The organism is Candidatus Omnitrophota bacterium, from assembly GCA_028707125.1.
GTDB lineage: Bacteria > Omnitrophota > Gorgyraeia > Gygaellales > JAQTUX01 > JAQTUX01.
Window position 1 is genome coordinate 157438 of sequence record JAQTUX010000001.1, and the last position, 26531, is coordinate 183968.

Genomic DNA, 26531 nt, shown 5'->3' on the forward strand with positions numbered 1-26531 from the left:
ATAAAATAGATAATTTATTTGGGCTTTATTATTCTGGGGGGTATAATGTCGCCAGGATGAAGATCGCGGGATATATTTCCTGTTGTGAACAGGATATAAAGTGATGGCCGGGGGTTTCAATTTTCGTTTGGATGGTCATAAAGCGATAGAGGACGGGTTGGCGGCAGCCGTCTTGCTAGCGCCGCTTATTCTCTTGAATCTTCCGTTGTTGGGCGTTCCCTATTATTGGGATGCGATGGCTCCGCTTGTGCAGGCGCACGGAATAAAGGGGGCCGACTATATGCACCCGGCGCTGCCCTGCTTAATCACCGAATTATTCCTGCGCATTCTTAATTATGCCACCTGGGTGGGGCATGTCGTATCGCTGGCATTCTCATCCTTGACGCTTATCTTCACCTATAAGCTGGGTTGTCTGATAGGCGATAAAAGAGCGGGCCTATATTCCGCTGTTTTATTGCTGGCCTCACCCCTGTTTTTTACGCAGTCGGCGATGTTTACGAGGGATGTATTCCTTGCCGCCTTTATGATTATGTCAATCTACTATGCGTTAAAAGAGCGGGTATTTCAATATGTACTTTTTGCCTCCTGTGCCGTACTGACAAAGGCAACGGCCATTCCGATGATTGTGCTGTCCGCAGCGTATCTGGCGGGTAGACACCGGCCCGGCGGGAGGGCAAGAATGTTTTTGGTTGCGCTATCTCCGATTTTATGCTATCTGGCGTGGATGATTATGTTTAAAATTCGTTTCGGCAGTTTCATACCCCCGCTGCATTTATATTATGTTGACATGTCCCCGGCCGACGACATACAGCGGTTTCTACAGCGCAGTAAAGAGTTGTTCATAGACGATTATAAATGGTTTATGAGCGCGGCCCTGCTCATTGGGGGCGGTCTGGTCTATACGAAGGGGAGGCCAACCTCCGGCAGGCGGTATCTGGCACCCATTTCTATTTTTATCCTCGTGTATATAGCATTCTTTGCGGCTATACGCAGTACGGTCGCCTGGTATATGCTGTTTTTATACCCCGGATTCTTTATATTATGCTGTGCCGTAATCTCAAGGATAGGTCGCGCCTCCTCCGCATGCCTGCCGATAATCTCCGGGCTGCAGATCATACTTTTTGTAACAAACTGGTATGGTGACGCGGGCGTTTCAGGCGGAGAAAGGATAGGGGCGCACCTGAATTATCTGGACCTGGTTTATGCCGAAAAGCAGGCGGCGGATTTCATAGAGCATAGCTTAGCCGATGAGGTTGTGCTGGCGGTGTGGCCGCAGTCGTTGGCTTTATCATATCCCTGCCTCGGCTATGTCGCTAGGCCACTGGATGTTGTCAGGGCCGGAATGAATTACGCCGAAGCCGACATCGTTTTCTGTTCCCCGAAGAACGGGGGGCACAACCGGAAGCTCTGCGGCATGTTTGATCAAATAGGCGCTGTACCGTTAAGAGGTTTTAAGGTTGACGACAAGAAAGTGTATATTCACAGGATTCCCAAGAGGTAAACGCGTTGTGCCGGACGTTACGGAACAGAGGAGGCGCTTGTTAAGGCGCCGTTTTCCGGGAGGGCCGGATGACCGGTAAACTTATCTGGTTGACAGCTGTTTTATTGATCTTCTCAGTATCTTTATTACCGCAGCCGGTCCTGGTCTCGGGGGCGGCCTTTATAAATTGCGCGCTTATCTCCGCTTTTATATTATCCCTTTTAATTCACAGACGGGAGCATTGCGATAAAACCGATGCCCTGGTATTGCTCTTTGTATTTTTTGCCTTTTGCGGAGTATTTCTGGCGGAAGACAATCTATTGGCTCTGCGCCGTTTCAATTATTCGCTCCTGCCAATCGTACCTACATATTTTATATTCAAACATTTGCCGTATGATAAGCGTAAAAATACACTACGGATTATCTACATATTGGCCAGCGTAATATCCGTATATTGCATAGTGGAGTTTATCATGGGCAGGAATTTTCTTTATGAAGGATTGATAAAAAGCCCGTATTACGGACGGGCATTATATTCTCCCAAGGTATTTGCCACGCTTTATCACCCTACGATTGTGGGTGTATATTTGACGGCGGCAGCGCCATTATCATACCTGTTTGCGCCAGACGCCCACAGCAGGACGGCGAAAGTTATATTAATACTCTCGTTGTTGCTTAATCTTACGGCTATTTTATTGACCTTCAGCAAAATGGCATGGTTGGTTACGGCAATGCTCGTTTTTCTGTTTGTTTTAAAAATATTAAGAAGAGCCAGGGCCGCTTTAATTGTGGTGTTATTAGTACTGATGTTTTTTATCGGTTACTCTTTAGGTTATATAAAGAGAGATATAACCGACCCGGGGCGCCTAAACTCTACGCTAGGGCACAGGGCCAACTCTTATTTTGTCGCTTCGCAGATTATCCTGCGCTACCCGGTTTTTGGTATCGGCTTGGACCATTACAGGCGTGACTTCATGGATTATTCTGGCCTTAAGCGGCAGACGCCGGATTTAGTCAAGGTGCCGGATAATAACTATATGGCAATCTTAGCGGAGATGGGGCTGGCGGCGTTCATTCCTTTTATGCTCTTTGTTGCTGTGCTGCTCAAGAGGATAGCCGGGGTGTTGCGCAGGGCAGAGAGATACGCCGCAGGCGCAATGCAGGTCGCCGTATCGCTGAGTTTAGCCGGGATGTTTTTATTCCATTTGAGCTATGATTCCTTCTATTGGGGTACTCCGCTGGTAATGTTCTGGATGCTGGCCGGCATATTCTTAAACCCCACCCTGCAGAGGCAATTATGATACCAGCTAAATCAAAGCGCCTTAAACGCATAAGTCTGTATATACTATTTAGTATTATTGCTTGGTGTCTTGCGATTGTATTATTGGATAAATTGCTGGCTTTTAATAGCTGGGTCTATAAGAAGGCTTTACTGCACAGACAATATGTAAAAGGGGCAGAAAATAAAAAGTATAAATTTCTTTTTATCGGCGACTCATGGGTAGAAGGCGGTGAGGCGCCTATCGGCAGAGGGTTTCCAGAGCAGTTTATTGAGGGGCTCAAGGCAGGGGCTTTCCAGGGAGATTATTCATACCGGAAGGCCTGTTGGTCTAGTTCAAACTCTTCCCAGGCAGTTTTGCAGTTTATTAATGAGGCATCCCGCAGGGATTTTGAGTGGGTGTTTGTTTTAACCGGCGCAAATAATGGATGGAACTCTGAGGCAGTTGACAGGGTGAGTTCTTTTGCTTACAAAGCCTATGGCCATGAACCACTGTTCTTACAGGAAAAAGATTTAGGAAATCTTTTGGCTAAGATTGGTTTGAGACGTTTAGCAAGACTGGCGTCTTTATATAATTATAATAAATATATAGGGTCCGCCAAGGATGAGAATAGTCAGCAGGGGTGGAGCATGATAGCAAAAATAGAAGAAGAACTTGGTTCAAGCGATCATTCGATGGATGAGGTAAGGGAATCTTTGGCCGGACAGTATATTATAGCAGGGGATTACAATCAATTTTATCACACTATAAAACTTACCTTCGGCAATCAACATAAGCCGACAGAGAAATTCCTTCGGTCAAGAGACCTGTGGGAGCCAGAGCTTATTAAGAATCTTACAGGGGAACGTATGAAAGATAAAATATTGAGTATAGCTTGGAATGTGGCAGAGAGAGACCTGAGGTTGATTGCTAAATTATGCCGCGATTGGAATATAAAACTCGTTTTTCTCACATATCCCTCAAATCACGCTTCATTTGATACCGTTAATAATATTATACGCAAAGTAGCCGATGAAGAAGATGCGGTTCTCGTAGATCAGGACAGGCTGTTTGAGCAACAACTGCCTGATTCGTCAGATTGGGAAGATAAATTTGCCAGGCACCATCCAAATGAAAATGGCTATGCTTTAATGGCAGATAATCTTAGTTCATTATTCCTGGATAACGACTGACATATCAGGACAATTAATTGCTTGACAATAATATTTTTTGTGTTATATTAAAATAACCTTTAAGCCCGGCCCTTGAGAGGCCGGCAAGGGAGACAAGATGATAGTGTGCATAAGCGAGATTACTATACGACCACCCATAACAATGGGTGGTTTATTTGTTTATAGGGGGTAATTGATGAAACAAAAAGCGCTTATTATGGATGGCGCGGCGATCCAGCGCGCGATCATTCGGATCGCCCACGAGATCGTTGAAAAGAATAAAGGCGCGCAGGGCCTGTGCCTTGTAGGCATAAGGAACCGCGGTGTATATCTTGCCGCGCGCATTGCCGCCTGTATTCAAAAGATCGATAATATTCAGGTCCCGGCGGGGATATTGGATATCACCTTATACCGTGATGACTTGACCCTGGTAAATCAGCAGCCGGTAGTGCATAAGACAGAAATTGATTTTGACATCACAGATAAAAATCTGGTTTTAGTTGACGATGTTTTGTATACCGGCAGGACAATCCGCGCCGCCCTGGACGCGTTGATGGATTTTGGCCGGCCCAGATCAATGCAGTTGGCGGTGTTGGTTGACCGCGGGCACAGGGAGCTGCCTATCAGGGCGGATTATGTCGGCAAAAACATACCTACCTCTAAGAATGAGACCGTGGAGGTGCGTTTGGAGGAAGCGGACGGCAAAGACGAAGTCGTAATCGTGGAGACGGATGGCTGAGACAGCAGCATGGACAAGGAAAGACCTGTTGGGGTTAGAGGATCTAAGCAGGCAGGAAATAGAATTGATCCTTTCTACCGCGGAGTCATTTAAAGAGGTATCCACCAGGGAGATAAAGAAGGTCCCCGCCCTGCGCGGGAAGACGGTGGTAAATCTATTTTATGAGCCGTCTACGCGCACCCGCGTATCTTTCGAGGTAGCGGCCAAAAGATTATCCGCCGACGTGATCAATATCGCCACCGAGACCTCCAGCGTGCGCAAGGGAGAGACCCTGATCGATACGGGCAGAAATATTGAGGCCCTGAAAGTAGATATTGTCGTGGTGCGGCATAATTATTCCGGCGCGGGCATTATGCTGGCGCGGCACCTTAAGGCGAGCGTGGTTAATGCCGGTGACGGCTGGCATGAACATCCCACGCAGGCGCTTTTAGATATTTTTACCCTGAAGGAAAAACTGGGCAAGATCGCGGGGTTAAAGGTAAGTATTGTAGGCGACATCGCGCATTCGCGCGTGGCGCGTTCAAACATCTGGGGCTTGACTAAATTAGGGGCAAAGGTAACCGTCTGCGCCCCTCCCATGCTTATACCGCCCGCGATAGAACAAACGGGGGTAAGCGTTACTCACGATATAGGCGCGGCATTAAAGGGCGCCGACGCGGTGAATGTCTTGCGCATGCAATTTGAGCGGGATGATTCGCTGGCGTTCCCCCGGCAGCTGGAATACTTTAAGAGTTTTGGGATCACGCGGGAACGTTTAGAAAAGGCGAAGAAGGACATTGTCGTTATGCATCCCGGGCCGATCAACCGCGGCATTGAGATGTCCAGCGAAGTCGCCGACGGAGCAAATTCCGTGATATTGGAACAGGTGACCAACGGCATAGCGGTAAGGATGGCGGCCCTGTTCCTGGTAGCGCAGGCCAACGAGGCGATCAATGGGAAAGCTGCTGATTAAGAACGGGCGGGTGGTTGACCCGGCAAATAAGGTTGATGCCGTCCGCGATGTTTTGGCGGAGAACGGAAGGATCGCCGGGGTGGCGGAGAATATCAGGGCGAATTCCGCGAAGGTCATTGACGCCGCGGGAAAGATCGTTTTACCCGGGCTTGTGGATATGCATGTGCACTTAAGAGAGCCGGGCAGGGAAGATAAGGAGACCGTGGCAAGCGGGACGAAGGCCGCCTTAAAAGGCGGAGTGACCAGCGTTCTGGCTATGCCGAATACGACACCAAGTATTGACTCCGCGGAAAATGTTTCATTCTTGAAAGAGATAATAAAAAGCACCGCCTCAGCCAACGTCTTTATCGCCGCGGCAATTACAAAGGGGCGAGAGGGAAAAGAACTGACTGACATCGCGGAATTAAAAAAACTCGGCATAGCAGCCATAACCGATGACGGCTCTTCCCTGGATCCCGATAAATTGATGCTCGAAGCCCTTAAGAAGGCAAAGGCAAACGGCATGTTGGCGATCTGCCACTGCGAAGATAAAAAACTTTCCAATCACGGCTGCGTAAATTCAGGGATCATTTCCACGCGCATGGGCTTAAAAGGGATATCGCGGGAATCGGAGTATAAACGCGTAGAGAGGGATATTGATCTGGCCGCGAAAGCGGGTTCAGCCGTTCATATCGCGCATATAAGCTGCCGCGAGTCAGTAGAGATGATCAGGCGCGCCAAAAAGAATGGCGCGAAAGTAACCTGCGATGTCACGCCTCATCACTTTTCCCTGACGGAAGAAGCGGTCCTGGGATTCGACGCTAATTTTAAGATGAACCCGCCCCTGCGCTCTAAAGAGGATGTATCGGCAATCAGGGAGGGCTTAAGAGACGGTACCATTGACGCGATCGCCTCGGACCACGCGCCGCATACGGAGAATGAGAAAGAGATCGAGTTTGAGCGCGCGGAGTTCGGCGTGATCGGCCTGGAGACAGAATTGGCGGCGGCTATTACTGAGCTGTTGGATCAGGGAATATTGGATTGGCCCGGCCTCGTAGAGAAGATGGCGCTTAATCCAGCGAGGATTTTGGGTATAGATAAAGGTACGTTAAGCATAGGCAGGGACGCGGATATCGTTATAGTTGACCCGGACAAGGCATGGATAGTCAGGCGCGAGGGACTGGTTTCAAAGTCCAAAAACTGCGCGTTTTTAGGCAGAGAACTGAAAGGCGCGGTAGAATATACGATCTGCTCAGGTAAGGTGGCTTATGGAATTCATAGCTGATTTTCACATTCATTCAAAATATTCGCGCGCTACCAGCCGCAATATGGACGTGGCCAATATCGCGGAGTGGGCTAAACTTAAAGGCATCGCCCTGATGGGCACCGGAGATTTTACGCACCATCTTTGGTGCGAGGAATTAAAGGCAAACCTTGAAGATGAAGGCAGTGGGCTTTATGCGCACAAAAACGGCGTGCGGTTTATTCTTAGCGCGGAGATAAGCAGCATATACTCCAAGAGAGGCAAGGGCTACCGCATACATAATGTAGTGTTGGCGCCTTCGTTTAAAAGCGTGGAACAGATCAACGCTATGCTGGCTCGTTACGGCAACCTTGCTTCGGACGGCAGGCCGATACTGGGCATGGACGCCGCGGAGGTGGCGCGCATCATATTTGACATTGACGAAAACTGTATGGTCGTGCCCGGGCATATCTGGACCCCCTGGTTCTCGTTGTTCGGCTCAATGTCGGGCTTTGACAGGATAGAGGATTGTTTTGAGCGGCAGACGCCGAAGATATTCGCGCTTGAAACCGGGCTTTCCAGCGACCCCGCGATGAACTGGCGGCTCTCCGCCCTGGACAAATATGCCTTGATCTCCAATTCGGATTCACATTCTCCGCAGAAGATCGGCAGAGAAGCCAATATCTTTGACTGTGAATTAGATTATAAGGCCATAAGAGATACGTTGAGGACAAAGGATAAAAACAGGTTTCTATCCACAATAGAATTTTTCCCCGAAGAAGGCAAATACCATTTTGACGGGCATAGAAACTGCGGCATAAGATTTTCTCCCGAAGAAACCAAGGAGCATAGAGGCAAGTGCCCCAAGTGCGGCAAGTACCTTACGGTAGGGGTGATGAATCGCGTTGACCAGCTGGCAGACAGGCCCGCGGGCGCGCGCCCTGATAACGCCATACCCTTCAAAAATCTCATACCCCTTGATGAAATAATCGCTGAAGTGAAGGGGTTGGGCAAGAGCGCTTTAGCCGTTGAAAGGGAATACCGCAGCGCTATCGCGAAATTCGGCAGCGAGTTTGAGATAACCCTGCGCGCCGGCGAAGACAGCCTGGTGAATAACCTGGAAAGGCGCCTGGCAGACGCTGTCTTAAGGGTAAGGCGGGGAGAGGTTGATATCAAACCGGGCTTTGACGGCGAATACGGCATAATATCCATCTTCGGCGACGATAAGCCGCGAAAGCCGGAAGAGCAGTTAAGTTTATTTTAGGCGCGCGGAGAGCGCATTATGTTATTTCCTACTTATAATGTCGGGTTCAGGAGAGGCGAGGAATGGACGATCGTTACCGGCCAGATAAGGAACGAATCCAGCAGAAACTTCGCCCTGGCAGTATTCAAGATCGTCTTATTTAATAAAACTTACCCCATCGGTTCAGGGATCATAAAAATACGCAATTTTAGAAGTAAGACCACCAAGAGCTTTGAGCAGATGATAATCGGGGTGGGTTTTAATTTAATCCCCTCCATTGAAAAATACGATATAGTTTTAGAAGGCGGGTCTTAATGCCCCTGTTGCGCAATGGATAGCGCACCAGCCTCCGGAGCTGGTTGTACAGGTTCGACTCCTGTCAGGGGCACTGAATATCGCAGGAGGCGAACCTAAGGGGGTGCGGGGGAAAAGTTCCCCCGCGCTTTCGGGGTAACAGCGACCCCGACGATACGTCGGGGGAGCGCCATAGGGGCAGAGCCCCTTTGGGGAGGAGCGAAGCGACGACGGTCGACTCCTGTCAGGGGCATTTCAATACAGAACTAAGATTGGAGAAAGGGTGATATGGCCAAAGTGGTGGTGGGGGTTATAGGGTCGCATAAAAATGAGGCTAAAGTGGAGCAATTAGCCCATAATTTAGGCAAAAAACTGGCTGAAGTGGTAGATAATATCGTTTGCGGCGGGCTTTCAGGGGTCATGGAGGCAGTTTGCAAGGGTTTTAAAGAAGGCGGCGGACAGACAATAGGTATAATCCCCTGTGAGGACAAGGCAGGGGCGAATAAATACTGCGATATAATCATTCCTACGGGAATGGGCCTTGTGCGCAACGTGCTTGTGGTTAAGGCAGCGGATATTCTCATCGCCTTGCCGGGTGAATACGGCACCCTCTCAGAGATCGCCTATGGCCTTCAGTATAAGAAACCGGTTATAGGCATAGATACGTGGGACATACCGGGCGTTATCAAGGTTGACAGCGTTGAGCAAGCAGTAGCAAAGGTCAGAGAGTTGACGAAATGAATAAGGCCGTATTGGCGTTAGAAGATGGTTTTTTCCTGGAAGGGCAGGCCCTGGGAGCCGCGGGAGAGGCAGGGGGAGAGGTGGTGTTCAATACTTCAATGAGCGGCTATCAGGAGATACTGACCGATCCTTCATATGCCGGGCAGATAGTCACGATGACCTATCCTTTGATAGGCAACTACGGGGTCAATGATGAAGACGTGGAGTCATGCAGGATATGGGCTCAGGGGTTTGTGGTGAAGGAGGCGAGCGCGCTGTATTCAAACTGGCGCGCCAAGACGGGGCTGGATGAGTATTTGAAGAAGCACAATATCGTCGGCATACAGGCGGTTGATACGCGCTGTCTCACCCGCCATATACGGCTGCAGGGAGCGATGAGGGGGGTGATCTCAACGCTGGAGCCGGACAAAAAGCGCCTCATAAATAAGGCCCGGGCCGTGCCCTCGTTAGTCGGGCTTGACCTGGTGAAAGATGTGACCTGCGGAAAAGATTATGATTGGGATATCCCTTACGGCAGTAAGGCCAGGGCGCTCAAAGTGGTGGCAATGGACTACGGCATAAAGCGTAATATCTTGAGGATATTGTCCGGGCTCGGTTGTTCTATAAAGGTTGTCAGCGCCCGCGCGAAGGCCGAAGAGATACTTGGGCTTAAGCCGGACGGGCTTTTTCTTTCTAACGGCCCCGCAGACCCTGCCGCGGTCTTGTATACGGTGAGAGAAATAAGGAAACTATTCGGCAAACTTCCTATTTTCGGGATCTGCCTGGGGCATCAGCTTTTAGCCCTTGCCCTGGGCGCGCGTACATACAAACTGAAGTTCGGCCATCACGGCGCCAACCATCCGGTGATGAACCTTGAGACAAGAAAGGTAGAGATAACCGCGCAGAACCACGGTTTTTGCGTGGATATGGACTCTATGCCGGACAGGTCGGTAAAGCCGACGCACATTAATTTATATGACAAGACATCCGAGGGCCTGCGCCATACAAAGATGCCCCTGTTTTCAGTGCAGTATCATCCCGAGGCATCGCCCGGGCCGCATGATTCCAGCTATCTGTTCAATGAGTTCATTGATCTAATGAAAAAATATGCCAAAAAGAAAAGATATTAAGAAGATCCTCATAATCGGCTCAGGCCCTATCATAATCGGCCAGGCCTGCGAGTTTGATTATTCCGGCACCCAGGCCTGCAAGGCGCTGAAGGAGGAGGGTTACAAGGTAGTCCTGGTCAATTCCAATCCGGCGACCATTATGACCGATCCGCAGTTTGCCGACGCCACCTACATAGAACCCATAACTGTTGAGATGGTGGAAAAGATAATCGCCAAAGAAAGGCCGGACGCGCTGCTGCCCACGATCGGAGGCCAGACCGCGCTGAATGTGTCTGTGCAGCTTGCCAAGCAGGGCATTCTGGATAAATACAAAGTCAGGATGATCGGCGCCAGCAGAAAGGCGATAGAAAAGGCGGAGGACAGGGAGCTGTTCAAGAAGACGATGGCCAAGATCGGCCTGGACCTGCCCAGGTCAGACAGGGCTTACAATATTAAAGACGCCTTGAAGGTAGCTAAGAGAATAGGCCTGCCCGTTGTGATACGTCCCAGTTTTACGCTCGCGGGCACAGGCGGCGGCGTGGCTTACAACAACGACGAATTTGTGGAGATCGCCCGGAGAGGGCTTGATTACAGCATGATCTCCGAGATCCTCATTGAAGAGTCGGTGGTAGGATGGAAAGAGTACGAACTTGAGGTGATGCGCGACGCCAAGGACAACGTAGTGATCGTCTGCTCCATAGAAAATTTTGACCCCATGGGGATCCATACCGGGGATTCCATAACCGTGGCGCCTGCCCAGACCCTGACCGATAAAGAATATCAACTGATGCGCGACGCCTCAATACGCGCCATACGCCAGATAGGAGTGGATACCGGCGGCTGCAACATCCAGTTTGCCGTCTGCCCAAAAACCGGCAGGATGGTCATCATAGAGATCAATCCCAGGGTCTCGCGTTCATCCGCGCTCGCCTCAAAGGCGACGGGATTTCCCATAGCCAAGATCGCCGCGAAGCTTGCCGTGGGATACACGCTGGATGAAATACCTAACGACATAACACAAGAGACCCCCGCTTCCTTTGAGCCCGCTATTGATTACTGCGTGGTGAAGGTGCCGCGCTTTACCTTTGAGAAGTTCCCCCGGGCAAAACAGGCGCTTACTACTTCAATGAAGTCGGTGGGCGAGGCAATGGCAATAGGCAGGACATTCAAAGAGGCGCTGCAGAAGGGGCTGCGCTCTCTGGAAACAGGAAGGTCCGGGCTTGTGCCTTTGATAAACAAGGGCGACTTCAAGAACGGTAATCATCTGAAGGAGTTTCTCAGGGAAAAACTGCGCGTGCCTTCCGCCGAGCGCGTATTCTATATCGCGGACGCGATGCGGCTGGGCATGGGCATAGAGGAGATAAACTGCCTGACCTTTATAGACCCCTGGTTCTTAAAGAATATTCAGGAGATCGTGGCGACTGAAGGAGATATAAGGGCCAATGCCGGCGCCGGCAGTATAGACGCGCCTTGCCTGAAGCAAGCCAAGCAGCTGGGTTTCAGCGACAGGCAGCTGGCCATGCTCTCCGGCTCAACGGAGGATAAGATAAGGAGCGCCAGAAAGGCCGCGGGCATAGGCGCGGTTTACAAGCTTGTTGATACCTGCGCCGCGGAATTTGAGGCCTACACGCCCTACTTCTATTCGTCTTATGAATCCGAGGACGAATCACGGCCCAACAAGAAAAAAAAGATAGTGATACTCGGCGGCGGACCTAACCGCATAGGCCAGGGCATAGAGTTTGACTATTGCTGCGTGCACGCCTCTTTCGCCCTGAAAGAGATGGGTTTTGAGACGATAATGGTAAATTGCAATCCCGAGACGGTCTCAACGGATTACGATACCTCCGATAAATTGTATTTTGAACCCATGACAAAGGAGGACGTGCTCAATATTATCGACAGGGAAAGGCCCGGCGGTGTGATAGTGCAGTTCGGCGGGCAGACCCCGCTTAACCTGACAATCCCCCTGATGAAGGCGGGGGTCAACATTATCGGCACCTCCCCCGAGTCCATTGATATTGCCGAGGACAGAGAAAAATTCAAAAACCTGCTGCATAAGCTGAAACTAAGACAGCCGCAGAACGGCACCGCCTTTACCTTTGAAGAGGCGCAGGCAGTTGCCAGGAAGATCGGCTACCCTGTTTTAGTCAGGCCTTCGTATGTTTTAGGCGGCAGGGCAATGGAGATAGTGTATGAGGAGCGGCTGCTTAAGAACTATATAAAAGAGGCGAGCTTAGTATCGTCGGAGCACCCTATACTGATCGATAAATTTTTAGAAGAGGCGATAGAGGTTGACGTGGATATGGTGGCCGACGGTGAAACCTTTGTCGTTGGAGGCGTGCTTGAACATATAGAGGAGGCGGGCGTGCATTCAGGGGACGCGGCAATGGTCCTGCCCCCGCATTCTCTGCCGCGGAAGACGATCAACGAGATAAAGCAGGCCACTTACGCGATGGCGCGGGAACTTAATGTCGTGGGGCTGATGAACGTGCAGTACGCGGTCAAAGACGGGGTCGTTTATGTTCTGGAGGTAAACCCGCGCGCCTCAAGGACCGTGCCTTTTGTCTCAAAAGCCATAGGCGTGCCTCTGGCAAAACTTGCGGCAAAGGTAATGGCAGGGGCAAAACTGAAGGAGCTGGGGTTCACAAAAGAAAAGATCCCGGATTATTATTCTGTAAAAGAGTCGGTATTCCCCTTCAATAGATTCCCCGGGGTTGACGTCATGCTGGGGCCCGAGATGAGGTCAACCGGCGAGGTCATGGGCATAGACAAGGACCTCGGGCGCGCCTATGTCAAGTCGCAGATCGCCGCGGGCCAGCATCTTCCGGTTAAGGGGAACGTGTTTATCTCGGTAAAAGACAGGGATAAACAGGCGATAATACCGATAGCAAAGAAGCTTGTTAAGGCCGGATTTAAGGTCATCGCCTCTTCAGGCACGGCAAAGGCGCTGAAGGAGGCCGGCATAGAGGCGGAGGGCATACAGAAGATTTCCGAGGGCAGGCCCAACGTTCTGGACCTGCTGAAAGACAAAAAGATAAACCTTGTGATCAACACGCCGTCCGGCAGGATACCGCGCAATGACGAGGTCAAGATTCGTTCCGAGGTGATCATGCAGGGCATTCCCTACATAACTACGATCCCCGCGGCAGGCGCTTCAGTGAACGGCATAGAGGCAATAAAAAAGAAGTCGCTTGAAGTCAAGTCGCTGCAGCAGTATCATAAGAAAGTAAAAATTAAAAAGTAAAAACTCGGAGCGGGTTTATGCCGGAATTACCAGAGGTTGAAACGATAAGGCGGCAGTTAGACAGGGCCGTTAAGGGCAAAAAGATAAAAGGCGTCCGCGTGCGTAACGCGAAGGTCATAAAGCAGCCGTCCGCGGAAAAGTTCATACAGGCCTTGAAGGCGGTAACCATAAAAAACATCATCAGGAAGTCAAAGGCGCTGATCTTTGAGCTGTCTTCCGGCAAGTCCCTGGTCGTGCATTTAAGGATGACCGGGCAGCTGGTGTATCCCGGAGGCGGCAAGGCAAGCAGGGTGATATTCCTGTTTTCAGACGGGACATCGCTTGATTTTAACGACAGGCGCATTTTAGGGGAATTGCGTATCATTGACGACTGGAAACAACTTGCCTATATAAAGGAGCTTGGGCCTGAGCCGTTTGACATAGGGCCGGCGGAATTCAAGGCGATGCTGGCGAAGAAGCCCACAAAGATAAAGCCCCTGCTTATGGACCAGAAGTTCCTTGCCGGGGTAGGCAACCTTTACGCCGCTGAAGCGCTTTTCAGGGCGGGCATAAGCCCTTTAAGGCCTGCCTCGTCGCTGTCGGATAAAGAAAAGGGGTCATTATTCAAGGAGATCAAAGATACGTTAAATGAAGCCATACATTGCGGCGGCTCGTCTGTTGACCAGTATGTTCAGCTTACTGGCGGAAGGGGCAGTTATGCCGCGCACCATAAGGTTTACGGCAGGGAAGGTAAGCCCTGTCTTAAGTGCAAGACGCATATAAAGCGCATAGCATTGGCTGGAAGGGGCACATATTTTTGCCCGAAGTGTCAGAAATGAAAAGTCATTATCAGGAACAGGCAGAGATAATCAGGCATTTTAATATCGCGCCTTCGCGCTGTAAATTGATCCTGCGCGCGCCCACGATCGCAAAGCGCGCTAAGCCGGGTCAGTTTGTCCACGTGAGGACCTCTCAATCAGCGCAGGTCCTTTTGCGCAGGCCTTTCAGCGTGCACAGGGCGCGTCCTCAGGCCGGCAGCATTGAGATCGCCTATGAAATAGCAGGCAGGGGCACAGAGTTATTGTCTGAAAAGAGGCCGGGCGTAAAATTGGACATCATCGGGCCGTTAGGAAACGGATTTGACACAAGCTCCGTTTCGGAGGCGGCGATACTGGTTGCCGGCGGCATGGGGGTCGCGCCGCTAATTTTTCTTGCGGAAAAATTAACGGAAGGAAAAAGGAAAAAGGAAAAAGGAAAAATCGTAGTTTTGATAGGCGCCAAAAGCAAGAGCCACTTGATTTGCGTGAACGATTTTAAAAAACTGGGCTGTGAAGTAAGGGTGGCTACTGACGACGGCAGCGCGGGGTTCAAAGGCAAAGTAACGGATTTATTACGACATTATATTTTACGGGAATCCGCGTCCATCTATGCCTGCGGCCCATTACCGATGTTGAAAATAATCGGCGATATTTCCAGAAAACACAATATTCCAGCCCAGGTTTCTATGGAGCAGTTTATGGGCTGCGGCCTGGGCGCGTGTATGGGGTGCGTGATCGAAACAAGATACGGATATAAACGCGTCTGCCATGACGGCCCTGTGTTTGACGCGAGAGATATAATGTAGGAACAGGAGGGGTAATGGAACAACTGTCATATATATTATTAGGTTTAGTCGCCGGCATAGCCAGTGGTATCTTTGGCATAGGCGGAGGGACTATCCTGATCCCGGCTATGGTGTTTATTCTCGGCCTGACCCAGCATCAGGCGCAGGGAACTACTCTGGCGTTGATGGTGCCGCCCATAGGGCTTTTGGCTGCCTGGCGTTATTATCAGAGCGGCAACGTTAAGCTGGCCATGGCCGCCTTTATCTGTGTGGGGTTCTTTGCCGGCGGCTGGTTAGGCGCGCATATGGCGCAGAATATTTCCGAACCGATGTTAAAGCGGCTTTTCGGTTTATTTCTTTTATTCCTTTCCCTGAGGATGATTTTTACAAAATAATATGCCTTCAAAACTATCAGTTAATATAGGAAAGCTTAAATTAAAAAATCCGGTCATGGCGGCATCCGGCACATTCGGATATGCCAGGGAATTCCAGGACCTGATCGACTTAAGCTGTATCGGAGCGATAGTTTCCAAGACAATAACTTTAAAGCCGCGCCCGGGTAATCCGCCGCCGCGCGTAGCAGAGACGCCGTCGGGCATGCTTAATTCCATCGGCCTGCAGAACGAGGGGCTGGATAACTTCATAGAAGACAAATTGCCGTATTTAGCTGGGTTGAATACCCGCGTCATTGCCAGTATCGCGGCAGAGGGACCGGGTGAGATCGCGGCTATCAGCAGCCGGCTGGATAAGACAGCCATAGACGCGATTGAATTGAATCTTTCCTGCCCGAATATAAAAGGTGTCAAGGTGTCAAAGCGTCAAGGTGTCAAGTTGGTTGCCCAGGATGCTGCCGTAACACACAGGTTTGTGAAGGCCGCGCGCGGGTCTACCGGCAAGACCTTGATCGCCAAGTTGAGCCCCAACGTTACCGACATTAAAGAGATCGCCCGGGCAGCTCAAAGCGCCGGAGCTGATGCCGTGAGTTTGGTAAATACCTTTTATGGGATGAGCATTGATATAGATACGCGAATGTCCAGGTTAGGCAATGTTATCGGCGGCTTAAGCGGCCCGGCGATAAAGCCCATTGCCTTAAAGATGGTCTATGATGTATATAAAGCGGTGGATATCCCCGTGATCGGCATGGGCGGAATTATGAATGCCGAGGACGCCCTGGAGTTTATCATCGCCGGCGCCAGCGCTGTCTGCGTGGGCACCGTCAATTTTGTTGATCCCAATACCGCATGCGAAATCGTCCGCGGGTTGGAGGATTATACGCGAAAACATAAATTAAGCGGCATTAAGAAATTGATCGGAGGCCTCAGGGTATAGATATGGCTGGAAAGAATAAGCCAAAACTGGTGGTGGCTTTGGACGTGGATACTCTTGCCGCCGCCAAAAAGATAGCCAACGCGCTTTATCCGCGGGTAAGATGGTTTAAAGTAGGCAGTCAGTTATTCACCGCCTGCGGCCCGGAGATTATCAGGTTTCTGAAGGCGAAAGGCGCGAAGGTATTCCTTGACCTGAAATTTCACGACATCCCCAATACGGCAGCGAACGCGGCCAGGCAGGCGGCGCGGCTCAGGGCGGATATGTTCAACGCGCATATTTCAGGCGGAGAAGAGATGCTTAAGGCGGCGGTTGAGGCGGCGCGCCAGGAGGCAAAGGCGCGGAGGAGCGCCGCGCCGATTATTCTGGGGGTTACGGTCCTCACAAGCCAAAAAACCACTCTCAACAGCGTGTTGGCCCTGAGCGGCCTGGCAAAAAGATCGGGATTAGACGGGGTCGTCGCCTCGGTCAATGAGGCAGGCGCGATCAAAAGGCGGCTGGGAAGGGATTTTGTGGTGCTTTGCCCGGGCATACGGCTTGAAGGCGCGCCTTCCGACGACCAGAAGCGCCGCGCCACTCCCGAAGAGGCGAAAAAACAGGGCGCCGATTTCATTGTTGTGGGCAGGCCGGTGATAAAGGCCAAAGACCCGCGGAAAGAAGCGGGGTTGATCATTGATGCCTTGAATAAATGAGCGAATTTGACCTGCTTATCAGTTCTCCGGTAAAAAAACTCTTTGAGGGAAGGGCGGGTTCGGTCACCCTTCCCGGGAAGAGCGGCCGGTTCACCATACTCGCCCGGCACGCCCCGCTACTTGCCTTGCTGAAGAGCGGCCAGATCAAAGTGGAGGCGGCAGGCGGCGGGCAGTCATTCGCCATAGAGCGGGGGTTTGTGGAGGCGCACGATAACAAGGTATCGGTGTTCGTGCGCACAAGGCCGGCGGCGCTTGAATAAGCGCGATACGCCGAATGATTGACAGCCGGCGGCTTATTGCATATAATGATCTGGCAGGGGGTGGCCTTGAGGGGCCTGGCGCTGTTAACGGAGCTGGGGCTGGTGATCTTTTTCTCTATCGGTATCGGCATATGGATCGGCAGCCGCATTGACAGATTTTTTAACACGCGCGGCATATTTACCGTAGTGTTCCTGTTCTTCGGGCTGATCGCGGCATTCCTTAGCGCCTGGCGCCTGATCCAGAAGGATAAAATGGTTTAACAATGCGTGAAGACCTGAATGAGCTGAAGGCAAGGATCTCAAAAAAGGCGTTTTTTACGGCTGCCCTGTTTGCCGTGATCGCGCTATTGCTGAAGAGGTATTATCTGGGCGCGGGCCTTATGCTGGGTTCGCTGGTAAGCATATTCAATTTTAATATGCTGGCGAAAAAGGCCGAGAAGATCGCGCAGAATAAAATAATGCCCGTTTATTTTGTTTTCGGATACACCGGCAGATACCTGCTTATGGCCCTTGCGCTTTTTGCCGCGGCAAAAAGCGATCTTGCCGCCTTTATAGGCGCGGCAATAGGCCTGTTCAGCGTCCGGTTTGCCGTATATTGTGAGTCATTTTCTAAGAAAGGTATTCAGTGCAGGACATAGCCAGCTTGAAGACGCTGACATTAACCATCTTCGGCAGGGGCGTCGCGGTCAATCCCGATACCCTGCTGATGACGGTAGCGGTAATCGTCATATTATTGGCCCTGGCCTGTTTGTTAAGTATAGGCGCCTCTGTCCGGCCGAACAAAAGGCAGCTCCTTGCCGAGGCGCTTATTGAGTGGTTCCAGGGCATACTTGATGATTCCCTGGGAGAGGGAGGCAGAAGATACCTCAGTTTCACACTCAGCATATTTCTCTTTGTGCTGATCGCCAACTGGGCATCGGTAATACCGCGGCTGAAGAGCCCGACGCGGGATTTGAATGCGACCCTGGCGATAGCCCTTCTCGTATTGATCGTAGCGCACGTCTCGGCCATAAGGAAGAAGGGGTTGAAAAGGTATATCAAGGCGTACTTTGAGCCGTTCTGGTTCTTGTTCCCATCTAACGTGATCTCGGAGTTCAGCAAGACGCTTTCGCATTCATTCAGGTTGTTCGGGAATATGTTCGCGGGAGGGGTGGTCATTGCCTTGATACCGCTTTTATTAATGCGCCTGCCTAAGTTTTTCGGCGCGCCGCTTGTGATCTTAAGCCAGCCGGCGCTCAGCGCGTTTTTCGGGATTTTTATCGGCGGCATCCAGGCGTTCGTATTTGCCATGCTGGCCATTGCCTATATAGGCGTATTACAACAGGAATAAACAGGAGGTTGATATGGCGGTACCTATTGACGGAAATGTAATTATCAGGGCGGCGGCGCTTCTGGGCGCCGGGCTGTGCATGGGCATAGGCGCTATCGGCCCGGGAGTAGGAGAGGGCTATGTAGGAGGCAGGGCATGCGAGGCGCTGGCCAGGCAGCCGGAGCTGCAGGGCCCGATTATCCGTACTATGCTTCTGGCAGACGCTGTAGCAGAGACCACCGGCATATATTCGCTGGTCATCTCCATACTGCTGATTTTTGTGGTTACATGAACCTTAATCTTACCTTAATATTAGAAATCATCAGCTTCCTCATCCTGATGGCGCTGCTCAGCCGTCTTCTTTACCGGCCCATACTCGGAGTTATGAGCAAGCGGCAGGATGAGGTCAACCGCGGCATAGATTCGGCGAATAAGGCGGCTGAAGAGGCGCGTAAGAATGTCCTGCTTTCGGAGAAGAACTTAAAGGACGCGCAGGAACAGATCATGAAACTTAAGCGCGATACCCAGCTGCATGCGGAAAACCTGAAGATGCAGATAGAACAGGAGGCGCGGCAGGAAGCAGGGCGGCTGCTCAAGCAGGCGGGCGAGGAGATAAACAGGCAGTTTAACGCCGCGCAGGAGAAACTTGAGCAGAGAATAGCCGAGTTTTCCGTAGCTATAGCCGGAAAAATACTCAGCAGAGAGATAGACGCCAAAGACCACCAGCGGCTTATTGAGGAAGGCATAAAAAATATTCTGGCATCAGAGAGGGCGGATTAATTTTATGGACGGATGGGAGATACTGCACGAACGTTACGCCAAGGCGCTGTTCCTGGCTTCGGAGCACGCCAAATGCAGCGAAGATGTGCTTGAGGAGCTGGAATGGCTGGTTGCTTTGCTGAAAAACGAACAGTTGCAGCTTCACAGCGTATTTTCCTCGCTGATCATAGGCCGCCGGGAAAAGGAGGATGTCCTTGAGTCCATATGCGCGAAGGCGCGTTTTCCCGAGGTTATGAAGAGCTTTCTTTGCGTGCTCGCGCGGGGAAACCGGCTGAACATGATCCACGGCATATTTTTGAGATACAGGGATATGTTTGACCAGTCGCGCAGGCGCCTTAAGGTATTCGTGACAGCGGCAGAGGAATTGAAGCCCTCTCAGAAGGAAAAACTGGCGCAGGCATTAAGCAGGCGCCTTAAAAAAGAAGTTGATGTGGCGGTCAAGGTGGAGCCGGCATTATTAGGCGGGCTTAAGATCCAGGTGGGGGATGAATTGATGGATTTTTCCGTAAAGAATAGTCTTGAAGCGATAATGGCAGGTTGATATGGAGATCAAACCGCAGGAAATAACTTCAATTATCCGCGGCAAAATAGAGAACTTTAAGGGCAGGGTTGATACCGCGCGCGTGGGCAGGGTCATAGAGGTTGGAGACGGTATTGCCCAGGTTTATGGATTGGGCCAGGCAATGATGTCTGAGCTGGTGGAATTCCCTTCAGGTATAAAAGGAATGATATTGAACCTGGAAGAGGAAACAGCCGGCATCAGCATATTCGGTGAGACAAGCGGCATTAAAGAAGGCGATGAGGTGCGGCTCACGGGGGAGATCATCAAGGTCAACGTGGGAGACCAGTTGTTAGGCCGCATACTTAACGCCCTGGCCGAGCCAATAGACGGCAAGGGCAAGCTGGATACAAACAAACTCAGGCCTATTGATGTTATAGCTCCGGGAGTTGTGCAGAGGCAGCCGGTCAAGGAGCCGCTCGAGACGGGTATTAAGGCGATTGATACGATGATACCCATAGGCCGCGGACAGCGCGAGCTGATCATCGGCGACAGGCAGACAGGCAAGACCGCCATAATCATAGATACGATCATAAATCAAAAGGGCAAAGGGGTATTCTGCGTCTATGTTGCCATAGGCCAGAAGCGTTCAACCGTTGCCCGCGTAGTTGAGACCTTGCAGAAATGCGGGGCAATGGACTACACCGTTGTTATTTCCGCCACCGCGTCAGACCCTACGCCTCTGCAGTATATCGCGCCTTACACCGGCTGCGCCATTGCCGAGGAGTTCCGCGACAGCGGCAGGCACGCCCTGGTCGTTTACGACGACCTCAGCAAGCACGCCAATTGTTACCGCGAGTTGTCGCTGCTTTTGAGAAGGCCTCCGGGCAGGGAGGCCTATCCCGGAGACATCTTCTACACCCATTCGCGCCTGCTTGAGCGCGCCTGCAAATTAAACGACGAGTTAGGCGGCGGCTCTCTTACGGCGCTGCCCATAATTGAGACCCAGGCAGGAGACGTCACCACCTACATACCCACCAACGTGATCTCGATCACCGACGGGCAGATATACCTTGAGAGCGGGCTGTTCCATCAGGGGGTCAGGCCGGCGGTGAATGTGGGCTTAAGCGTTTCGCGCGTGGGCGGCAAGGCGCAGATAAAGGCAATGCGGCAGGTGGCGGGAATGCTGCGGCTTGACCTGGCGCAGTTCCGCGAGATGGAGACCTTCGCGCAGTTCGGCACAGAACTGGACGTTGCCACCCAGAGGCAGATTGAGCGCGGCAGGCGGCTGGTTGAGGTACTCAAACAGGATGAGCAGAGGCCGTATCCTGTGGAGGAGCAGGTGGCGGTCGTATTTTCCGCGATAGAGGGCCTGCTTGACGATATAGAGGTTGAAAAGGTGCGCAGGTTTGAGGCAGAGATGCTCGATGCCTTACGCTCTAAATACTCCGCGCTGCTTAAGGATATAAAAGAGAAAAAAGAATTATCAGGCGCGCTGAAGGACGGGATTAAAAAAGCGGTTTCAGAATTTAAGAAAGGTTTTGTATAGATCGCATGTCCAGAATACGCCAGATCAAGAACAGGATCCAGTCCATAGAACAGATAGGCAAAATAGTTGACGCTATGGAGGTGGTGGCGTTGACGCGCCTTAAGCGCGTTGAGAAGCACGCTGCCAATCTCCAGTTTTATTTTCAGCACCTTGTGTCTTTGATGCGCGTTATAAGCGGGAACATCAACTATACCGCTCATCCTTTGCTCGCGAAGAAAAAAGGCGGCCCGGGCATTGTTAAGATCGTGGCGTTCTCCTCGGACAGGGGGCTTTGCGGCGGCTTTAACAACGCCGTGATCTCCGAATTCTGGCGGCTGATGCGGGAGTTGAAGGACAGGGCAGCCAAAGACATAGAGGTGGTCTCCTTCGGCAAAAAGTTCCTTCGTATTGTCAGGGCGGGCAGGCAGAAGGTGAATTTTGTCAACGCCCTCTCCTCTCATGAGCCCAAGAGCGAAATATTTAACGGCCTGGAAGAAGTGGCGCAGAGTATCTTTTACGACTACGTCCATTCCGGGCTGACAGAGGCGTATCTTATTTATAATCAATTCAAGGCAAAGTCAGCGGGCAGGGCATATGTATTCAAGCTTCTGCCTTTTGACCTTGACACCGAAGAGAAAAATAAGGCATCCCTGGACTACATATATGAACCGGCAGCAGAGGAGCTGCTGGAGGAATTATTTTTCCATTACATCGTCAACAACCTGCATTTTGCCTTATTGCAATCCTGGGCCTCAGAAGAGCTCACAAGGATGATCGCTATGAAGCAGGCGTCGGATTCGGTAAGCGAAGAGGTCGGCAAATTGAATATTAACTATCATAAGGCAAGGCAGGCGTCCATTACTCAGGAACTGATAGAGGTGGTAAATGCGCAAGGGCAGAATTAGGTCCGTAATAGGGCCCATAGTCAATGTTGAGTTCAACAAGGATGAGCTCCCCGGGATTTATAACCTGCTTTATGTGGAGTCCGACGGCAGTTCTTTAAAAATGGAGGCCTACCAGCATATAGGCGATAACGTGGTAAAATGCATAGCTCTGGACAGGACCGACGGCTTAAAGCGCGGGATGAGCGTTGTAGATACGGGCGGCCCCATCACTATGCCGGTCGGCAAGGAGACGCTCGGCCGCGTATTTAACCTTTTGGGCGAGCCCATAGATAACAAAGGCGCCCTGCCTGACAATACGCGGCGTGAGCCTATACACAGGGAGGCGCCGGGATTAGGCAGCCAGGAGACCAGGACCGAGATTTTGCAGACGGGCATCAAGGTTGTCGACCTGCTCGCCCCTTATTCAAAGGGAGGGAAGATCGGGCTTTTCGGCGGCGCGGGCGTGGGCAAGACCGTTATCATAATGGAATTAATACGCAACATCGCCGTGGAGTACGGCGGCGTTAGCATCTTCGGCGGGGTGGGCGAGCGCACAAGGGAAGGCAATGACCTGTGGCTGGAGATGCAGCAGTCAAAGGTGCTGGAAAAGGCCTGTCTGATCTTCGGCCAGATGAACGAGCCGCCGGGAGCGCGTTTCAGGGTGGGGCTTTCCGCCCTGACCGTGGCAGAGCATTTCCGCGATAAGGAAAAGAAGGACGTGCTGCTTTTCATTGACAATATATTCAGGTTTATCCAGGCCGGCTCCGAGGTTTCCGCGCTTTTAGGCAGGATGCCTTCTGCCGTGGGCTATCAGCCAACGCTTGCCTCTGACCTGGCAGCGCTTCAGGAGCGCATAACCTCAACCCGCGACGGTTCCATCACCTCTGTGCAGGCGGTATACGTGCCCGCGGATGACCTCACAGACCCGGCAGTCGCGGCAACCTTCGCGCATTTAGACGCGACAACCGTGCTTTCCCGCGACATCGTTGAGTTAGGCATATATCCGGCGGTTGACCCGCTTGAATCAACCAGCCGCGTACTAAGCGCGGGTATATTAGGTATCAGGCATTACGAGACTGCCCGTTCAGTGCAGAGGATCCTGCAGCGTTACAAGGAGCTTAAGGATATAATCGCGATACTGGGGATTGAGGAGCTGACTGAAGAGGACAAGAGGACTGTGTCGCGCGCCAGGAAGATCCAGAAGTTCCTCTCTCAGCCGTTCTTCGTTGCCGAGGAATTCACCGGGCTCAAGGGAAAATTCGTGAAATTAGAAGAGACCATTGAAAGTTTCTCTCAAATCGTGGAAGGCAAGGCAGACGATATGCCGGAGCAGGCGTTTTATATGTGCGGCGGCATAGAAGAGGCCAGAGAGAAGGCCAAAACATTAGGAGGTGCCAAATGATCCCGTTTATCCCCATTATAGTTATCCTGATAATATCGTCAATAAAGCAGGTCCTTGAATACGAGCGCGGCCTGAAATTCAGGTTCGGCAGATTCGTGAAGATCATGGAGCCGGGCTGGCGCATCGTCATACCGGTATTTGAGAGTTACAGGAAGGTTGATATGCGCGTCAAGGCGGTGGATGTGCCTGACCAGGAGGCGATGACAAAGGACAATATCTCGGTCAAGATCAACGCGGTGGTTTATTACAAGGTATCCAGCGCGGAGCACGCGATCATTGAAGTTGAGGATTACTTCTACGCTATGTCTCAGCTGGCCCAGACCACAATGAGGAATATCGTGGGCGAGGTCACGCTGGACGACCTGCTTAGCAGGAGAGAAGAGGTATCCAACAAGATACAGCAGATCATTGACAAGGCGTCAGACCCCTGGGGCATTAAAGTCATAGAGGTCTCGCTTAAAGACATCGTCCTGCCTGAAGAGATGAAGCGGGTCATCGCCAAACAGGCGGAGGCAGAGCGCGAAAAGAGGGCGGTGATCATCAAGGCCGAAGGAGAGGTAGCTGCCGCGGAGAATATGTCCAAGGCGGCCAGGATGCTGGCTACCGCTGACGGGGCATTGCACCTGCGCACACTTCAGACCATCAATGACGTCAGTTCAGACCAGTCCAACACGATCATCTTTGCCATACCTCTGGAGGTCCTGCGCGCCTTTGAGGCCCTCCGGAAAAAGGCGGAGTAGATAGATCCGGGCGCTTAGCTCAGCTGGTTAGAGCGGTTGACTTACATTCAACAGGTCAGGGGTTCAAGTCCTCTAGCGCCCACCACTCAAAATTTCTCTTGTTTAAATGTTGGAAATTTTGAGTGTTGTCCCGAGCAACTATTGATAGTAGTCATGTTGCGAGGGACCAAAATCAGGTTGTCATTTGTTGCTTGTATGATATAATAACTTCTCTGAATTTTTGTCCCTCGTCGCATCATATAGGAGACAGCGGCGACTCGGGATCAAATTTTTACTTCGTAAAAATTTGGGGGGCGTAGCGTAGCCTGGCTTAACGCGTCAGATTGTCGATCTGAAGATCGCGGGTTCAAATCCCGTCGCCCCCGTTCAAACTTCCATTAATGGAAGTTTGAACGGGTCCTAAAATAATGTATTTTAGGACCTCCGCACCAAAATACAGTATTTTGGTGCCTTATCCGCCGCATCCCCCTGCGGCTTTTTTGTTGCGATGCCCTTCTTACGAAGGGAGGGGGCCTGCCGTCGTTTTGTATCCCGCCGTGCTCCCCGCCAGATGTCTTGGCGGGTCCGCGCGGCGGGAGCCCTCAAAACGACGTCACCCCTCCCGATTAGCCCCAAATAACCATTGACGCCTCTCTAATCGGCGGGTGTATAATAAGGCCAAAACCAGGAGGTCTTTATGAAGATATTAAGCGTGTCTGTATTGATGATAATGTTGACTGCAGTTGTTGGCCCGGTTTACGCCCAGGAGGAGTCGATCGAACTTGAGATCATTAACCCGGAATATATGAAGTCTCCGGATGAAAGCGATAATGTAGAGATCGGTGAAGAGGCCACCATAGAGGATATTCTGAAAAAAGTCAACTACTACTATGCTAACCGTGATTTTGACAAGGCGATTGAATTGGCCGAAGCAGCGGTTAAGGCAACAGATGATCCGGACATTATTGCCATGCTTAGCTTCAGCCTGAGCTCCAACTATTTAGAGAAGGGGATCGAGCCCTATAAGCAGAATAAGGATGATACCTTCTATAAGTTATCGATTGAGTATGCCAAAAAGGTTTTAGAGCAGATGTCGTACAATTGGCAGGCGCTGGGTAATATCGGATCGGCCTACTTGAATATGGGTGATTATGCGCAGGCTGCATCCTACTTTGCCCAGGCAGAGAAGTATCTCGATGAAACTGACCCTAATTATGCATCCATACAGTATCACCGCAAGGTGGCGGAAGAGATGCAGAAGAGTTCAACCGTTCCACTCCCGTAAACCGCTCCACCTCTGAGACGGAGTATGGTTTTGGCCGCATCCCCCTGCGGCTTTTTTGTTGCACAGCCCTTCTTCACGTATGAAACCCGATCCGCCTTTTCTCTTTTTCCGCCGGCTGCTCTAACAGTTGTTTGATTGCCTGGAACACTACGGCAAACTGCTTATCGTATTTTCTCTCCATCTCTTCAATTTTGCGTCTTAAATCTCTATGGGTCAAAAGTAAGCGCCTAAATTGTGCAAAAGCGCGCATGATCTGTATATTTGTCAGAATTGCGCGTTCGCTATTGAGTACGCTTGAGAGCATTGCAACCCCTTCTTGAGTAAAGACATAAGGGAGGTATCTTCTGCCGCCTCGCTTTGAGGTCGCAAAATGCGACCTCAAAAAGTCCGTCTCTTCTTCCGTAAGTTGGAACATAAAATCTTCAGGGAATCGCTTTATATTTCTGTATACCTGTTCATTTAACCTTTTTGTCTTTACGCCATAAAGTACCGCCAAATCGCTATCCAACATGACTCTTTTGCCTCTAATTATCAGAATCTTAGTAGCTATTACTTCTGTAGTAATCAAATCAGCCATTTTACACCTCCCCCCTCTACTATATAGACGTAAAAAGCGGCGTTTTACTTGCGAAAAAGTTTAAGTTTTTAGGGCCGCGTCCCCCGCGGCTTTTTTGTTTATGGTATCACATTTTGTGACACCAGACAGGACCTGCTGCCCTGTATAATTTATACAAGATTGAGCATGCTGTCGAACTCAAAATACTTGACAAACCCGGGATAATATGTTATCCTTTTAATGGAAATCAGGTAAAGGCACAGTGTTTGTGCCGG

General features: G+C 51.0%; 29 protein-coding genes and 3 tRNA genes. 31 read left to right on the plus strand and 1 reads right to left on the minus strand.

Annotation, left to right across the window (positions count from 1 at the left end; all coding sequences use genetic code 11):
* Positions 1 to 103 precede the first annotated feature (103 nt).
* From PHR44_00820 to PHR44_00970, 31 genes are all read left to right on the plus strand, one after another.
* Positions 104 to 1501, plus strand: a complete 1398-nt coding sequence (locus PHR44_00820; protein MDD4909212.1) for a glycosyltransferase family 39 protein — start codon at positions 104 to 106, stop codon at positions 1499 to 1501.
* A gap of 68 nt (positions 1502 to 1569) precedes the next feature.
* The gene (locus PHR44_00825; protein ID MDD4909213.1) at positions 1570 to 2781 is read left to right on the plus strand and encodes an O-antigen ligase family protein; all 1212 of its coding nucleotides are present in this window, start codon (positions 1570 to 1572) and stop codon (positions 2779 to 2781) included.
* Positions 2778 to 3932, plus strand: a complete 1155-nt coding sequence (locus tag PHR44_00830; protein ID MDD4909214.1) for a hypothetical protein — start codon at positions 2778 to 2780, stop codon at positions 3930 to 3932. Before PHR44_00825 ends, PHR44_00830 begins: the two co-directional genes overlap by 4 nt.
* Before the next feature lie 175 nt (positions 3933 to 4107).
* Positions 4108 to 4650, plus strand: coding sequence for a bifunctional pyr operon transcriptional regulator/uracil phosphoribosyltransferase PyrR (gene pyrR / locus PHR44_00835; GenBank protein MDD4909215.1), 543 nt, complete (start codon positions 4108 to 4110; stop codon positions 4648 to 4650).
* Positions 4643 to 5602: an aspartate carbamoyltransferase catalytic subunit gene (locus PHR44_00840; protein MDD4909216.1), complete on the plus strand. Its 960-nt coding sequence runs from the start codon at positions 4643 to 4645 to the stop codon at positions 5600 to 5602. The genes pyrR and PHR44_00840 overlap by 8 nt, the downstream gene beginning before the upstream one ends.
* Entirely contained in the window at positions 5583 to 6866 is a 1284-nt protein-coding gene (locus PHR44_00845; GenBank protein ID MDD4909217.1) for a dihydroorotase, read from the plus strand. The genes PHR44_00840 and PHR44_00845 overlap by 20 nt, the downstream gene beginning before the upstream one ends.
* The gene (locus PHR44_00850) at positions 6850 to 8088 is read left to right on the plus strand and encodes an endonuclease Q family protein (GenBank protein MDD4909218.1); all 1239 of its coding nucleotides are present in this window, start codon (positions 6850 to 6852) and stop codon (positions 8086 to 8088) included. The genes PHR44_00845 and PHR44_00850 overlap by 17 nt, the downstream gene beginning before the upstream one ends.
* Positions 8089 to 8106: 18 nt before the next feature.
* The gene (locus PHR44_00855; protein ID MDD4909219.1) at positions 8107 to 8382 is read left to right on the plus strand and encodes a hypothetical protein; all 276 of its coding nucleotides are present in this window, start codon (positions 8107 to 8109) and stop codon (positions 8380 to 8382) included.
* Between the two features lies 1 nt (position 8383).
* Positions 8384 to 8455 (plus strand) — tRNA-Arg (locus PHR44_00860).
* Positions 8456 to 8649: 194 nt separating this feature from the next.
* Entirely contained in the window at positions 8650 to 9102 is a 453-nt protein-coding gene (locus tag PHR44_00865) for a TIGR00725 family protein (GenBank protein ID MDD4909220.1), read from the plus strand.
* Entirely contained in the window at positions 9099 to 10211 is a 1113-nt protein-coding gene (carA, locus tag PHR44_00870; protein MDD4909221.1) for a glutamine-hydrolyzing carbamoyl-phosphate synthase small subunit, read from the plus strand. Before PHR44_00865 ends, carA begins: the two co-directional genes overlap by 4 nt.
* Positions 10189 to 13434 (plus strand): carbamoyl-phosphate synthase large subunit, encoded by a 3246-nt coding sequence (gene carB / locus PHR44_00875; GenBank protein MDD4909222.1) that lies wholly within the window; start codon positions 10189 to 10191, stop codon positions 13432 to 13434. Before carA ends, carB begins: the two co-directional genes overlap by 23 nt.
* Before the next feature lie 17 nt (positions 13435 to 13451).
* Positions 13452 to 14252, plus strand: a complete 801-nt coding sequence (gene mutM / locus PHR44_00880) for a DNA-formamidopyrimidine glycosylase (protein ID MDD4909223.1) — start codon at positions 13452 to 13454, stop codon at positions 14250 to 14252.
* On the plus strand, positions 14249 to 15037 hold the full coding sequence (locus tag PHR44_00885; protein ID MDD4909224.1) for a dihydroorotate dehydrogenase electron transfer subunit: 789 nt from the start codon (positions 14249 to 14251) through the stop codon (positions 15035 to 15037). Before mutM ends, PHR44_00885 begins: the two co-directional genes overlap by 4 nt.
* A 14-nt stretch (positions 15038 to 15051) precedes the next feature.
* Positions 15052 to 15411 (plus strand): TSUP family transporter, encoded by a 360-nt coding sequence (locus PHR44_00890; GenBank protein ID MDD4909225.1) that lies wholly within the window; start codon positions 15052 to 15054, stop codon positions 15409 to 15411.
* Position 15412: 1 nt separating this feature from the next.
* Positions 15413 to 16345, plus strand: coding sequence for a dihydroorotate dehydrogenase (locus tag PHR44_00895; protein ID MDD4909226.1), 933 nt, complete (start codon positions 15413 to 15415; stop codon positions 16343 to 16345).
* Between the two features lie 2 nt (positions 16346 to 16347).
* Entirely contained in the window at positions 16348 to 17034 is a 687-nt protein-coding gene (pyrF, locus tag PHR44_00900) for an orotidine-5'-phosphate decarboxylase (GenBank protein ID MDD4909227.1), read from the plus strand.
* A complete protein-coding gene (locus tag PHR44_00905; protein ID MDD4909228.1) occupies positions 17031 to 17294 on the plus strand; it encodes a F0F1 ATP synthase subunit epsilon in 264 nt (87 codons plus the stop codon). Before pyrF ends, PHR44_00905 begins: the two co-directional genes overlap by 4 nt.
* A 45-nt stretch (positions 17295 to 17339) precedes the next feature.
* Positions 17340 to 17555 carry an AtpZ/AtpI family protein gene (locus tag PHR44_00910; protein MDD4909229.1) on the plus strand — a complete coding sequence of 72 codons (216 nt, stop codon included), beginning with the start codon at positions 17340 to 17342 and terminating at the stop codon, positions 17553 to 17555.
* 2 nt (positions 17556 to 17557) lie between these two features.
* Positions 17558 to 17932: an ATP synthase subunit I gene (locus PHR44_00915; GenBank protein ID MDD4909230.1), complete on the plus strand. Its 375-nt coding sequence runs from the start codon at positions 17558 to 17560 to the stop codon at positions 17930 to 17932.
* On the plus strand, positions 17920 to 18624 hold the full coding sequence (gene atpB / locus PHR44_00920; GenBank protein MDD4909231.1) for a F0F1 ATP synthase subunit A: 705 nt from the start codon (positions 17920 to 17922) through the stop codon (positions 18622 to 18624). The genes PHR44_00915 and atpB overlap by 13 nt, the downstream gene beginning before the upstream one ends.
* Before the next feature lie 13 nt (positions 18625 to 18637).
* Positions 18638 to 18895 (plus strand): ATP synthase F0 subunit C, encoded by a 258-nt coding sequence (gene atpE, locus PHR44_00925; protein ID MDD4909232.1) that lies wholly within the window; start codon positions 18638 to 18640, stop codon positions 18893 to 18895.
* Positions 18892 to 19383 carry a F0F1 ATP synthase subunit B gene (atpF, locus tag PHR44_00930; protein ID MDD4909233.1) on the plus strand — a complete coding sequence of 164 codons (492 nt, stop codon included), beginning with the start codon at positions 18892 to 18894 and terminating at the stop codon, positions 19381 to 19383. Before atpE ends, atpF begins: the two co-directional genes overlap by 4 nt.
* A gap of 4 nt (positions 19384 to 19387) precedes the next feature.
* Positions 19388 to 19924: an ATP synthase F1 subunit delta gene (atpH, locus tag PHR44_00935; GenBank protein ID MDD4909234.1), complete on the plus strand. Its 537-nt coding sequence runs from the start codon at positions 19388 to 19390 to the stop codon at positions 19922 to 19924.
* A 1-nt stretch (position 19925) separates the two neighbouring features.
* On the plus strand, positions 19926 to 21431 hold the full coding sequence (gene atpA, locus PHR44_00940) for a F0F1 ATP synthase subunit alpha (GenBank protein MDD4909235.1): 1506 nt from the start codon (positions 19926 to 19928) through the stop codon (positions 21429 to 21431).
* A 5-nt stretch (positions 21432 to 21436) separates the two neighbouring features.
* On the plus strand, positions 21437 to 22315 hold the full coding sequence (gene atpG, locus PHR44_00945) for an ATP synthase F1 subunit gamma (protein ID MDD4909236.1): 879 nt from the start codon (positions 21437 to 21439) through the stop codon (positions 22313 to 22315).
* Positions 22296 to 23696: a F0F1 ATP synthase subunit beta gene (gene atpD, locus PHR44_00950; GenBank protein MDD4909237.1), complete on the plus strand. Its 1401-nt coding sequence runs from the start codon at positions 22296 to 22298 to the stop codon at positions 23694 to 23696. The genes atpG and atpD overlap by 20 nt, the downstream gene beginning before the upstream one ends.
* A complete protein-coding gene (locus PHR44_00955) occupies positions 23693 to 24436 on the plus strand; it encodes a slipin family protein (GenBank protein ID MDD4909238.1) in 744 nt (247 codons plus the stop codon). Before atpD ends, PHR44_00955 begins: the two co-directional genes overlap by 4 nt.
* A gap of 8 nt (positions 24437 to 24444) precedes the next feature.
* Positions 24445 to 24521 (plus strand) — tRNA-Val (locus tag PHR44_00960).
* Between the two features lie 204 nt (positions 24522 to 24725).
* A tRNA-Asp gene (locus PHR44_00965) sits at positions 24726 to 24801 on the plus strand.
* A 311-nt stretch (positions 24802 to 25112) separates the two neighbouring features.
* On the plus strand, positions 25113 to 25700 hold the full coding sequence (locus PHR44_00970) for a hypothetical protein (GenBank protein MDD4909239.1): 588 nt from the start codon (positions 25113 to 25115) through the stop codon (positions 25698 to 25700).
* Positions 25701 to 25773: 73 nt separating this feature from the next.
* On the opposite strand, the gene PHR44_00975 is transcribed toward PHR44_00970, so the two are convergent.
* Positions 25774 to 26277 (minus strand): ORF6N domain-containing protein, encoded by a 504-nt coding sequence (locus PHR44_00975; protein ID MDD4909240.1) that lies wholly within the window; start codon positions 26275 to 26277, stop codon positions 25774 to 25776.
* Positions 26278 to 26531 lie beyond the last annotated feature (254 nt).

Coding starts and splice junctions, on each gene's coding strand:
- PHR44_00820 (MDD4909212.1), top strand. CDS start 104: ATGGCCGGGGGTTTCAATTTTCGTTTGGATGGTCATAAAGCGATAGAG.
- PHR44_00825 (MDD4909213.1), top strand. CDS start 1,570: ATGACCGGTAAACTTATCTGGTTGACAGCTGTTTTATTGATCTTCTCA.
- PHR44_00830 (MDD4909214.1), top strand. CDS start 2,778: ATGATACCAGCTAAATCAAAGCGCCTTAAACGCATAAGTCTGTATATA.
- pyrR (MDD4909215.1), top strand. CDS start 4,108: ATGAAACAAAAAGCGCTTATTATGGATGGCGCGGCGATCCAGCGCGCG.
- PHR44_00840 (MDD4909216.1), top strand. CDS start 4,643: ATGGCTGAGACAGCAGCATGGACAAGGAAAGACCTGTTGGGGTTAGAG.
- PHR44_00845 (MDD4909217.1), top strand. CDS start 5,583: ATGGGAAAGCTGCTGATTAAGAACGGGCGGGTGGTTGACCCGGCAAAT.
- PHR44_00850 (MDD4909218.1), top strand. CDS start 6,850: ATGGAATTCATAGCTGATTTTCACATTCATTCAAAATATTCGCGCGCT.
- PHR44_00855 (MDD4909219.1), top strand. CDS start 8,107: ATGTTATTTCCTACTTATAATGTCGGGTTCAGGAGAGGCGAGGAATGG.
- PHR44_00865 (MDD4909220.1), top strand. CDS start 8,650: ATGGCCAAAGTGGTGGTGGGGGTTATAGGGTCGCATAAAAATGAGGCT.
- carA (MDD4909221.1), top strand. CDS start 9,099: ATGAATAAGGCCGTATTGGCGTTAGAAGATGGTTTTTTCCTGGAAGGG.
- carB (MDD4909222.1), top strand. CDS start 10,189: ATGCCAAAAAGAAAAGATATTAAGAAGATCCTCATAATCGGCTCAGGC.
- mutM (MDD4909223.1), top strand. CDS start 13,452: ATGCCGGAATTACCAGAGGTTGAAACGATAAGGCGGCAGTTAGACAGG.
- PHR44_00885 (MDD4909224.1), top strand. CDS start 14,249: ATGAAAAGTCATTATCAGGAACAGGCAGAGATAATCAGGCATTTTAAT.
- PHR44_00890 (MDD4909225.1), top strand. CDS start 15,052: ATGGAACAACTGTCATATATATTATTAGGTTTAGTCGCCGGCATAGCC.
- PHR44_00895 (MDD4909226.1), top strand. CDS start 15,413: ATGCCTTCAAAACTATCAGTTAATATAGGAAAGCTTAAATTAAAAAAT.
- pyrF (MDD4909227.1), top strand. CDS start 16,348: ATGGCTGGAAAGAATAAGCCAAAACTGGTGGTGGCTTTGGACGTGGAT.
- PHR44_00905 (MDD4909228.1), top strand. CDS start 17,031: ATGAGCGAATTTGACCTGCTTATCAGTTCTCCGGTAAAAAAACTCTTT.
- PHR44_00910 (MDD4909229.1), top strand. CDS start 17,340: ATGATCTGGCAGGGGGTGGCCTTGAGGGGCCTGGCGCTGTTAACGGAG.
- PHR44_00915 (MDD4909230.1), top strand. CDS start 17,558: ATGCGTGAAGACCTGAATGAGCTGAAGGCAAGGATCTCAAAAAAGGCG.
- atpE (MDD4909232.1), top strand. CDS start 18,638: ATGGCGGTACCTATTGACGGAAATGTAATTATCAGGGCGGCGGCGCTT.
- atpF (MDD4909233.1), top strand. CDS start 18,892: ATGAACCTTAATCTTACCTTAATATTAGAAATCATCAGCTTCCTCATC.
- atpH (MDD4909234.1), top strand. CDS start 19,388: ATGGACGGATGGGAGATACTGCACGAACGTTACGCCAAGGCGCTGTTC.
- atpA (MDD4909235.1), top strand. CDS start 19,926: ATGGAGATCAAACCGCAGGAAATAACTTCAATTATCCGCGGCAAAATA.
- atpG (MDD4909236.1), top strand. CDS start 21,437: ATGTCCAGAATACGCCAGATCAAGAACAGGATCCAGTCCATAGAACAG.
- atpD (MDD4909237.1), top strand. CDS start 22,296: ATGCGCAAGGGCAGAATTAGGTCCGTAATAGGGCCCATAGTCAATGTT.
- PHR44_00955 (MDD4909238.1), top strand. CDS start 23,693: ATGATCCCGTTTATCCCCATTATAGTTATCCTGATAATATCGTCAATA.
- PHR44_00970 (MDD4909239.1), top strand. CDS start 25,113: ATGAAGATATTAAGCGTGTCTGTATTGATGATAATGTTGACTGCAGTT.
- PHR44_00975 (MDD4909240.1), bottom strand. CDS start 26,277: ATGGCTGATTTGATTACTACAGAAGTAATAGCTACTAAGATTCTGATA.